At 40.0% G+C, this 11,104-nt stretch carries 3 protein-coding genes and 16 tRNA genes; 2 read left to right on the forward strand and 17 right to left on the reverse strand.

The features are described 5' to 3' along the window. Positions 1-283 precede the first annotated feature (283 nt). Together V7108_RS17715 and V7108_RS17720 are read left to right on the forward strand one after the other, a co-directional pair. A complete protein-coding gene (locus V7108_RS17715) occupies positions 284-2,266 on the forward strand; it encodes a WD40 repeat domain-containing protein (protein ID WP_335568971.1) in 1,983 nt (660 codons plus the stop codon). A gap of 25 nt (positions 2,267-2,291) precedes the next feature. Then, positions 2,292-5,339 (forward strand): FIMAH domain-containing protein, encoded by a 3,048-nt coding sequence (locus V7108_RS17720; RefSeq protein WP_335518994.1) that lies wholly within the window; start codon positions 2,292-2,294, stop codon positions 5,337-5,339. 54 nt (positions 5,340-5,393) lie between these two features. On the opposite strand, the gene V7108_RS17725 is transcribed toward V7108_RS17720, so the two are convergent. The 17 genes from V7108_RS17725 to V7108_RS17805 all read right to left on the reverse strand — a co-directional run bounded on the left by V7108_RS17725 (position 5,394) and on the right by V7108_RS17805 (position 11,071). Beyond that, complete coding sequence (locus V7108_RS17725; protein WP_335568972.1) at positions 5,394-9,182, reverse strand: carbohydrate binding domain-containing protein; 3,789 nt, start codon at positions 9,180-9,182, stop codon at positions 5,394-5,396. A 297-nt stretch (positions 9,183-9,479) separates the two neighbouring features. Further along, positions 9,480-9,561: transfer RNA gene (locus V7108_RS17730), tRNA-Leu, on the reverse strand. Between the two features lie 23 nt (positions 9,562-9,584). Continuing rightward, a tRNA-Leu gene (locus V7108_RS17735) sits at positions 9,585-9,670 on the reverse strand. Between the two features lie 28 nt (positions 9,671-9,698). Continuing rightward, positions 9,699-9,769 (reverse strand) — tRNA-Cys (locus V7108_RS17740). 6 nt (positions 9,770-9,775) lie between these two features. Beyond that, positions 9,776-9,850 (reverse strand) — tRNA-Gly (locus tag V7108_RS17745). Positions 9,851-9,854: 4 nt separating this feature from the next. Then, positions 9,855-9,929, reverse strand: a tRNA-Gln gene (locus tag V7108_RS17750). Between the two features lie 16 nt (positions 9,930-9,945). After that, positions 9,946-10,021, reverse strand: a tRNA-His gene (locus V7108_RS17755). 15 nt (positions 10,022-10,036) lie between these two features. Then, positions 10,037-10,110 (reverse strand) — tRNA-Trp (locus tag V7108_RS17760). 37 nt (positions 10,111-10,147) lie between these two features. Continuing rightward, positions 10,148-10,232 (reverse strand) — tRNA-Tyr (locus tag V7108_RS17765). A 24-nt stretch (positions 10,233-10,256) separates the two neighbouring features. Further along, positions 10,257-10,332: transfer RNA gene (locus V7108_RS17770), tRNA-Thr, on the reverse strand. Positions 10,333-10,357: 25 nt separating this feature from the next. Further along, positions 10,358-10,433 (reverse strand) — tRNA-Phe (locus tag V7108_RS17775). A gap of 47 nt (positions 10,434-10,480) precedes the next feature. Then, positions 10,481-10,557: transfer RNA gene (locus V7108_RS17780), tRNA-Asp, on the reverse strand. 3 nt (positions 10,558-10,560) lie between these two features. Beyond that, positions 10,561-10,634, reverse strand: a tRNA-Met gene (locus V7108_RS17785). A gap of 47 nt (positions 10,635-10,681) precedes the next feature. Then, a tRNA-Val gene (locus tag V7108_RS17790) sits at positions 10,682-10,757 on the reverse strand. A gap of 40 nt (positions 10,758-10,797) precedes the next feature. Further along, positions 10,798-10,872 (reverse strand) — tRNA-Glu (locus tag V7108_RS17795). A gap of 23 nt (positions 10,873-10,895) precedes the next feature. Next, positions 10,896-10,987: transfer RNA gene (locus V7108_RS17800), tRNA-Ser, on the reverse strand. A gap of 9 nt (positions 10,988-10,996) precedes the next feature. Continuing rightward, a tRNA-Asn gene (locus V7108_RS17805) sits at positions 10,997-11,071 on the reverse strand. Between the last annotated feature and the right edge of the window lie 33 nt (positions 11,072-11,104).

The following is an 11,104-nucleotide window of genomic DNA, read 5'->3' on the forward strand; positions in this document are numbered from 1 at the left end:
TAGGTAATTATCATCATTTCTCCCCACCTACTAAAGTACTAACTTCTTTATCGTCATATTAAAGACTAGTTTCCTTATTTATCCTTTAACTGAAATTAGAAAATTTTTAATAGTTCTAATGAATACCAATTTATACTCCAACTTACAGTCAGTTAGTGAGTAGAGGAATCGAGGTGTTTTGACCTTAAAATTTGTAATCGTTTTCAAATGTTGTGAGTTAAACAACCAATTATTTACAACATCAGTCTCCCTCCCCTATCAAAAAGCGAAAGGAAGGTAAGCTATGAAAAGAAAAACATTTACTTATATTTTGTTTACAGTAATATTCTTTTTATTATTTTCAAGTGTTGTTGGAAGTCCTCCAGCAAATGCTGAGGAAAGTAATGTTCGTGAGATTGGTACTGTTCTGAATTCAGTCTCCGTTCCCGCAGCTGATTACGGAAAAGGTCCAAATGGTGAAGATTGGATTTACGCAGTCGCTAACGGTTCCCCTGCTGTTTTTAATGTTCTTGATGCAAAAACCGGCGAGCGCGTTGCTAGCTTTCCACTAGATGGTGCAAGTGGAGCATGGGGGGTAACGGTTGATCCGATGGGAAATGTCTATGTCGGAACAAACTCAAAAGCCTCTTTGTTTAAATATGTTCCAGGCGCAGATCATGTAGAGAACTTAGGGAATCCGATTCCAGGTGAATCCTTTATTTGGCGAGTAAAATCCGATGACGATGGACGCATTTATGGGGGGACCTTCCCTAATGGAAAGGTATTCCAATATGATCCTGAAACCAACGAGTTTCGGGATTATGGACAAATCATGGAAGGACAACAATATTCTAGAAGCCTTGCTGTCCATAAAGACAAGCTTTATGTTGGCATCGGAACGAATGGAGCAAATCTTTTCGAGGTAGATATCCAGTCTGGTAAAAAGGTGGAAATCCCTCTGCCTGAAAAATATGCAAAAGGAACCAATGTATATGATATCGATGTAGTTCACAATAAAATGTTCGCGCGGGTAACCGGTTCTAGTAATACGATTCTAGTATTTGACTTGAAAACAATGAAGATCGTGGACGAGATTGATGGTGCAAATGGACTTGATGTTTCTGAACCTGGTCCAGGTAATTTGGTTTATTTTATCAAAAATGAAGAGCTGTATTCCTATGATTTGAACTCATTGAAGCTAACACCAACTGGTTTTAATAATCTTTTCTCAGCAAGAGATTTCGGCTGGGCAAAATTTAAAAATAATCAATATCCGGGCAAAACATTAGTATCCATTGCTTGGGATGGAAAAATTCGTCATTACAATCCGATTACCGGAAATCATCAAATTTTACAGGGGCAATTGAGCGGTCAGCCTGTTGGTATCCAATCCCTTACTCAAGGTCCTAACGGAAACATATTTGTCGGTGGATATTTATCTGGCGGGCTAGCTGAATTTAACTATCTAACAAACCAAGTAACAGAGAACAAGGGTCTAGGACAAATCGAAGGAATGATTACCCATCAAAATCGTTTATACATGGGGATCTATCCTGGGGGGTTCTTACATTCCTATAATCCGATGCAAAGCTATGAAATGGGTGTAAATCCAGTTCAACATTTTAGCTTAAAATCTGAAGGTCAAGATCGCCCCTTTGCTTTAGAGTCTGCAGGTAATCTATTGGCCATCGGTACGGTTCCGGATTATGGACAACTCGGCGGGGCATTAACTATATTTGATCCAGCAGCAAATGATTATACCCTTCATCGAAATATTGTTCAAAATCAAAGTGTGATCTCATTAGCGTATCAGGATGGGCTGCTATATGGCGGTACTTCAGTTTGGGGCGGTTTAGGTATTTCGCCTACAGAGGAAGAAGCAAAATTATTTGTCTATAATATGGAAACTGGTGAAAAGCAGTTCGAAACCATCCCTGTACCTGGTGAAAAAGCCATTTCTGCCCTAACCTTTGATAAGGAAGGCAATCTATGGGGGCTTACTTCAGGTATTTTATTTAAATACGATACTAAAACAAACCAAGTTGTTGCTACAAAGGAACTATATTCAGTGAATTGGGATTCAATTGGACATCTATGGCGCGGTGGTTTCTTAGAATTTGATGAAGATGGCTTTCTATATGGCCAAGCTCACGGAGAATTATTTAGAATCAATCCTGATACGTTGGATCAAGAGGTATTAGTAGAAGATGCCAACCTTTTTGCAATGGATCCTGATGGAAACATCTATTTTGCTAGAGGACATAAGCTTTATCAATATGAAAGATAGATTTGTAGATAAGGGGGAAAAAATATTGAAATATAAAATTAAAAAACTTTATAGCTGTATTCTAGCAGCCATTCTAGTTCTATCATCACTTCCCTTTAACCAGCAACCTATCTCTGCAAAGGCTGCAGATGGTTGGAAAGAGCTAAATATAGAAAACGGTGGTTTTGAAGCAGAAACAGCCTCTGAAACAAATCTGCCATCATGGGTTTATTGGACAGGCGGACTTAAAACTGGAATGAAGATAACAGAGAATGTAGTTTTTGCTGGCAATCAAAGTCTTGCTGTGGATAATAAAGGCGCGGTTGGATTATTCAGTAAGGAAATTGATATAACTCCAGGAAATCAATATAAATTATCAGCACAGCTGTATGTTGAAGAATTAACAGGTAAACCCGGAATTTGGCTGCGTTGGTATAATGATGAAGGAAAGAATTTTTCTGACACACCAAAATATTTTGATGTTCCTGCCTTCAATAAGTGGCAAACAGTAGAAATCGAAGCAACTGCTCCAGCCGGTGCAACGGGAGTAAAGGTTTTTATCTATCAACCAACCACCTCCAACATGAAGGGATATTATGATGATGTGAAGCTATTTGAAAAGGAATCAAATATTTTAGATTTCCCTATTGAATATGGTAAACCTATTAATCATGGTCCTGCCGCATTAGCTGCTAAATCTCAAGGGGTAGCCATAGGTGATGGCGAGCTCTACTATGCAACGAACGGTTCACCAGCCACCTTTTATGCAACGGATTCTGTAACGGGTAAGAAGATATTTTCTCAAGACTTGCCGGGCAGTGATGTCGTTTGGGCAATGGTCATCGGTGCAGATGGCAATGTTTATTTTGCAGGCACCTATAATGGAATTTTATACAGATATGTCGTCGAGGAAAAACGCCTTGAGCAGCTTGGAAAAAATCCATCTGATAATTGGGTCTGGCAGCTAGAGGCTTCTGTTGATGGGAAAATCTATGGCGCTACCTATCCAAATGCTAAAGTGTTTGAATATGATATTGAATCTGCCCAATTTAACGATTTAGGTACTTTTTATGAGGGTCAACAATATGCACGTGGACTTGGAATCACTGAAGAATCTCTTTATGTAGGTACTGGTACAACGGCTTATTTAATGAAAATGGATCTTGCAACCCGTGAAAGAACAGAAATTAAACTTCCAATTACTGGCGTTGCAACACAAATATCAAATATTTGGGAGTATGGAAATAATATCTTTGTTGCTTATGGAACTTCAATGGTTACTATCGACAAGACAACAGGCGAAGAGAAAAGTACCATGAATTGGCAGGATGAGCATACCTTTGATGGGCTTATATCATCTCCATCACCATATGCTGAAAATATTATCTACTATATTAATAAAAATACGCAGCAATTATGGACATACGATATGACAACACATGAAACGGCAAAAGTAGAACCGACTGTTCAATTGCCTGCCACACCGGCAAAAGCGATGAGTTGGATAAAAGATGAAAGTGGGAAAGATGTATTAGCCATCTTACATCATCAAATCGAGTATTCTATCTTTGATCCAACTACTAATGCTGTAAAAATAAGTTATCCTGAAGTAGATATGCAAGGACTATTAATGCAAAGTTTAGAAATTAGTGAAGATCAAAAAATTTATATGGGCGGATATCAAGGTTCCTTTGGAGTCTTTGATACTTCTATCGATGAATATATCCTGCATGAACGGGATCCTCACCAAATAGAGGGAATCGGATTTTTGAATGGCGATGTTTATTTAGGTACCTATGGGGGCGCCAGAATTTTTAAATATGATCCAGACCTTCCGTTTAATTATTCAGGTGGTGTAAGTGGTGATAATCCGGTGATGGTTCAGGACATCGGGGATGATCAAAGCAGGCCTTTCACTTTTGCATCAGGCGACAACAAGCTGTTTGTTGGTACCATTTCTGATTACGGAAGACTTGGCGGTGCATTAACTATTTACGATTCTGAAACGGACCAATGGAATACAATCCGTAATATTGTTAAAAATCAAAGTATCATTGGATTAGCTTATTTGGATGGTACCGTGTTTGGGGGATCGACTATTTCTGGAGGGCTCGGTATTGACCCTACCGAACACAAGGCAAAAATGTTTAAATATGATGTTGAAACAGGTACGCACGAAGAATTCGACCTTCATGTGGATGGATTAGAGAAACCAGAAATGATTGGTGAACTAACTGTAGGGCCTGATGGAAACATTTGGGGAGTGGCATGGGGATTAGATAAAACCGGTGCCCATAACACAGTGATTTTTGCGATGAATCCAAAAAATAGAGAAATTATTAAAAGCATGGAACTTTATAAAGGTGTAAACAGAGGAAGTCAATGGCGACCATTTTTCATACGCTGGGATAATCAAGGATATCTTTACACAACAGCAGGACGCCAATTAACAGTCATCGATCCGAAAACAATGAAAAGCAAACAATTAATTACCGGGAATGTTCAATTAATGGATCTTGATAATGAGGGCAATATTTACTATACAGCCGACCATAACTTATATCAATTACCAGTTCGACTAGACAAAGGTACATTGACGGTAGCAAATGATTCATTACTTCAAGGGGCCGAACAGAACATTGATTTGTTTGTTACACTCGTAAATGGAAACACAATCGATTTAGCAGGTGCTGAAATAGAATGGGTGAATTCAAATCCTAATGCTGCTATCGTTGAAGAAGGTAAAATCATCGGTAAAAATGCTGGAACAACCGAAATTTATGCAAAAGTTGCTTACAATGGAGAAGTTGTCACTACCAATAAGTTAATTGTAACTGTTGAAGTCACAACTGATACTTTATCAGCGCAAATTTTTGAGTTAGAAGAAGCAGGTGGCATTCCCCATTCATTGGCAAAACAATTAACAAACAAGTTGAAACAAGGGGAACATCATTACCAAAAAGGTAATACCAAACAAGCAATGAAGCACCTCGAAGATTTTCGTAATCATTTAGATAACAGCAACATTGATGAAACATTGAAAAATGCATTACACAACAATGTAGATTCAATTGAAAAAACTTATTCTAATTAACAATCGTTAAAAGAGGGTGTCCCCAAAGTTGGGACACCCTCTTGATTTTACTATTTAATTTTTACCTGGTTTCTCTGGTTTCTCTGGTTTCTCTGGTTTTCCTGGTTTCTCCGGTTTTCCTGGTTTATCCGGTTTTCCTGGTTTATCTGACCAAACAATGGTATACGTTAACGTTGATTTTCCATCCGTACCAATGACTATAATTTCTGTTTTATCGGTTGAATGGACGATATCCAAAATAGCACCTGATTGATTCGCTTCAACTAGAATGTTTTCAGTTGGCTTAGCATTTACTGTATAGTTTAGTACTCCCTGTTGAAAACCTTCCAGGGCCTCCCCATTAATCGTAACCGATTTTAACGTTGCATCCGTTTCAGGTACAGCAATTTTATGAAGCTCACTGCCTAGGGCATAATAAATACTTCCATCCATTCCAATCGTCATGCTGTTCATGAAATCCTCTTCAAGCACTTTGTAATCCAACGTTTCAGGATCAATAGCAATTAGGCTGCGGGCCAATGTTGTATATAACATTCCATCAGGTCCCCAACTTAGTTGGTACGGAAACCATTTGCTGCTGTTATATAAGCTAGGTCTTATCACTTTACTATCTAATACTTCATAGGTATCAGGGTCCATTTTAAAAATAGTTCCTTCTATGGCTCCCCATAAGAATCCATCAGGGCCTATTGATAAATCACCAATCATTTTCGGTGTTACATCGATTCCCGGGATTTCAGGAGTGAATTCGGCAATTTTTTCACCCTTTTCAACATCCCAAACAAATATTTTGGCTTCATCAGCTGCAGGATTAATTCCTAAACCACCCCATATCGATGTACCTCCAAATAATTTACCATCATGATAGGCTAAGCTAATAATACTTTGATCCTGAACTACATTTCTTTGCTGAGACCATTTCTCTGTATCTGCATCATAGATAGCAAGGGCCCCTCCCAATACCCCATAATCTGGGATTGTTCCGACAAAGAGCTTGTTATCACCTGAAGTGATCGCAAAAGGACGATCTTGTTCATCGGTAATATCATATTCAAGATTCGGATTGCTGTTTAAATCTACTGGCTGTGTTGGGTCATAGCTGTACATAATGGCCCCCACGTATGTTCCAAAATATACTTTATCATTCAAAAATCCAATTCCTTCTGGCTGTGCAAAAGATGGAATATTAACTTCGATTTCATTTGTAAACGGATTATACACACTCATTCCACGCTGATATCCACCCATATAAATTTTTCCGTCGGGACCAGCTTCTAGTGATTGAATCGCCACAGATGTTGCCGCAAGATTTAAAGCAACAAAGGTCAACTCATTTGAATCCGGATTATACAGCATATATTCCCCATATTGCGTTACCATCGCCAATACGGTTTCACCATTTGATAAGGTAATCCAAGACATATCCTTTACCCGCAATGTATCTGGTAGAAGTGGAATTCCTTCAATCAATGATGACTCATTGGTATTCATATCATATTTGTACAATTGTGATTCATTTTTATAATAGAAAATATTAGGTTGGTCAGGGTCCGGTTCAGAAATCATATTACTAAACACAAACGAATTTTCCACTGTCTTTGTAGCTGGATCAATTACTAACATATTTACAGTTGATACAGCAACTAACAGCTTACCATTAACAACCCAAATGTCTTGGATAATCCCGTTTTCACCGGATTGACCTTCAATAATAATCTCTTCTTTTTCCCCTGTGTGTCGATTAATTTTATAAAGATGTTTGGTTGTTCCGATTCCAACATAGAGAAAATCTCCATCTACCGCCAATCCACGAGCATAATCTTGGTCAACAACACTGCCGAAGTCTTTAAATTCACTGGTGTTGATGTCATACTCGAACACTCCTGTACCTGGATAGGTGGCACCATATATTTTACCATCATCGGCAGCTTCCAAATCCCAAACCCATGCTGCGGAAGGGTTGGCTCCAAGCTCCTGAACTTCTTTTAAAGCTGGGACATAACGATACAATTTTCCATCAGAAGTACCTGCAAAATATACGTTTTTATCCAGACCAATGCTAATTGCCCAAACGGCCTCTGTATTTGGGATCACTTTTGAAAACTTGAGTTCCCCTGTCTCTGCATCTAACACTGAAAACGTTCCAGGGTGCCCATTGGAATGATAGTATACTTCATTCTCTCCAAGGCTATTTTCCTGAATAGCACCAGCTTGACCTAATTGAACACTAACCATTTCTCCAAGATTAGTAGACGGTCCATATTCTCGGTCTAATTTGGAATCGTCAGTCACTTTTTCTAAAGTAACATCATCGAAATAGGCTTCGGTAAAACTAATTCCTCCAGAATAAAATGAGAGTCTTGCATATGCTGCATTGTCAGGTGCATCACTAAATACTTTTAAATCCTTCCATTCGTTTCTAGGCAAATTCCCATTAAGTTGTCTATGTTCTATAATTCTATTATTGTTTGCATCAAAATAGCGGATTTCAGTCACAATATTATGTGTTTGATTCACAACATTGGTATAGACTGTTAACAGGTAGGATTCACTAGGCTCAATGGCAATTTTATCACTTAAAACACTGACTCCTGCTTTATCAGTAGTATCATGCAGATGTAAGCTTTGCACTCCAGTGCGAGCCCTCTCTGAACTGATTGTAATGCCTGGCCCAGCAAATTCAGATATCCAACCCGGAATGTCTCCATCCTGTAGTTCAGCTTCGAAGCTAGGATTCATGATTTCGCTGTTTGGTATTTCTACAGGCGGACCCTCACTACCTATACCTACAATGGATACATCATCAATGAAGGCTTCAGTTATAGCGATAGTCCCAGAATTGAATCGAAGTTGAACCTGTGTTGCACCCGCCGGGACTGTAAATGGGATACTGATCTCGCTCCATTGATTCGTTCCTATATCAGCTGATTTAAAGTTAATAAAGGTTGGACTACCAATCTTTTCATTTTGATCATTGTAGTAATGAACCTCGTAACCAATACTATGGGACTGACGAATCACATTAACCCAGGCTTTTGCAGTATAGGGTTCACCTGAGGTAACGGGAATCATGTCGCTTGTTATTTGCAATTGTTCTAGATTACTTGGATTATCAAAATGAAGACTGCTAAATCCAGTATGGACGCGTTCCTCACTGATAGAAATTCTGCTTAATGAATTTTGAGTTACTGGACTCCAACCAGGAATAGCGAGTTCCTCTTCAAAGCCTGCATTCACAACGGCTAGTCCATTTTCTTCAAATCCTGTATTGATTGCTACATCATCTATGTAGGCCTCTGTGATCGCCACTTTTCCTGAATTAAAGCGAAGTTGAACCTGTGTAGCGCCAGCTGGAACGACAAAGGGTACACGAATTTCTGTCCATTGATCTTTTCCTAAAGCTGCAGTTCCAAAATTAATAAAAGTTGCACTTCCCACTTTTTCATTCTGTTCATTAAAATAATGGACCTCGTAACCTAAACTGTGAGACTGATAAACTACGTTCACAAATGCCGCAGCCGTATAGGATCCACCTGGAGTTACAGGTAGCATCTCACTTTTCATTTGCAATTGTTCTTCATTACTTGGATTATTAAAATATAAGCTTTTCGAACCGGAGTGGGCTCTATCTTCACTAATGGAAACCCTACTTAATGTATTACTCGTAACAAGGCTCCAACCAGGAATCTCAACTTCTTCAAAGCCCCCATTGTGAACATCTGTAGCAGCAGCTTCGACAGCAATTGCCTGCGAATAAAAACCCGTGTATGGAGCAATTAAGGAGAAAAGTAGCATAAAACTGAATGTAAGCATTTTTGCCTTTTTGTAACTTCGATTTTGCAAACAACAAACCTCCCCTTTTTTAATATTCCGACTTCTTAAATCAATATTTCCCATTTTCATCCCCTTCCTTTTACATATATTGATTCTACTTAAAAATTCTATTTAGACATATAGTTTTTACTGACGAGAATTGGACTTTAAATAGGCTTTTAACCATGAAGTCTTCATGATGACTGGAAAAGATAGAATTACTAAAATACAGTCACGGAGATCCTATATATAAATTAACAAAGTAAAAAAAAAACGTTTCTTACTTAGTGTAAGAAACGTTTTTTTCGCCTGATAAGCGATTGATGATACCGGTGGTCGGGGTCGAACCGACATTCCTCACGGAACACGATTTTGAGTCGTGCGCGTCTGCCAATTCCGCCACACCGGCATAATAAAATTTTAGATTTGTAATGCCGAGAACCGGAATCGAACCGGTACGGTAGTCACCTACCGCAGGATTTTAAGTCCTGTGCGTCTGCCAGTTCCGCCACCCCGGCAAAATATAAATGATATTAAATTAAATAAAGGCGCCAACCGGATTCGAACCGGTGGTAAAGGTTTTGCAGACCTCTGCCTTACCACTTGGCTATGGCGCCGTATTATGGAGCGGAAGACGGGATTCGAACCCGCGACCCCCACCTTGGCAAGGTGGTGTTCTACCACTGAACTACTTCCGCAAATTGGCTGGGCTAGCTGGATTTGAACCAACGCATGTCGCAGTCAAAGTGCGATGCCTTACCGCTTGGCTATAGCCCAATGAAAAATGATTTAATGGGGCGACTGATGGGAATCGAACCCACGAATGCCTGAACCACAATCAGGTGCGTTAACCACTTCGCCACAATCGCCACAATAAAATTATTTGGCAGGGGTAGTAGGAATTGAACCCACACCAAAGGTTTTGGAGACCTTCGTTCTACCTTTAAACTATACCCCTATATATAGAATGTTATTTTCACTATCGTGAAAAACATTGGTGGAGGGGGACGGATTCGAACCGCCGAACCCGGAGGGAGCGGATTTACAGTCCGCCGCGTTTAGCCACTTCGCTACCCCTCCACATAATATGAATCTTTCACCTAATGGTGCCGGCTAGAGGACTTGAACCCCCAACCTACTGATTACAAGTCAGTTGCTCTACCAATTGAGCTAAACCGGCAAGCATATAATCAATAGAATTAAAATGGTGGCTCAGGACGGAATCGAACCGCCGACACAAGGATTTTCAGTCCTTTGCTCTACCGACTGAGCTACTGAGCCACACTATTAGGCCTCTTTATTAAAAACCAGTAGGTTTAAAATATAGATGGCGGTCTGGACGGGACTCGAACCCGCGACCTCCTGCGTGACAGGCAGGCATTCTAACCAACTGAACTACCAGACCGTATTGCGGGGACAGGATTTGAACCTGCGACCTTCGGGTTATGAGCCCGACGAGCTACCGGACTGCTCCACCCCGCGACAATAAAAATACTATGGAAAGTTATTTTCGCTATCGCGAAAAACTTTGGTGGAGGATGACGGGATCGAACCGCCGACCCTCTGCTTGTAAGGCAGATGCTCTCCCAGCTGAGCTAATCCTCCATATTACAGGAAAGTTTTTTTCACTATCGTGAAAAAAATCTGGTGACCCCTACGGGATTCGAACCCGTGTTACCTCCGTGAAAGGGAGGTGTCTTAACCACTTGACCAAGGGGCCATACAATATAGATAGTGTTTTTATGGCGGAGAGCAAGGGATTTGAACCCTTGAGACAGGGTTACCCGCCTACACGATTTCCAATCGTGCTCCTTCGGCCACTCGGACAGCTCTCCATAAAAGAATGGCTCCGCAGGTAGGACTCGAACCTACGACCGATCGGTTAACAGCCGATAGCTCTACCACTGAGCTACTGCGGAATAATAAAATTGTTACAGCCTGGCAACGTCCTA

This window comes from Neobacillus vireti (genome assembly GCF_036962345.1).
Taxonomy (GTDB): Bacteria; Bacillota; Bacilli; order Bacillales; family Cytobacillaceae; genus Neobacillus; species Neobacillus vireti_A.

Excerpts from the sequence above, each read along its gene's own strand:
- V7108_RS17715 (WP_335568971.1), top strand. The coding sequence starts at position 284 with ATGAAAAGAAAAACATTTACTTATATTTTGTTTACAGTAATATTCTTT.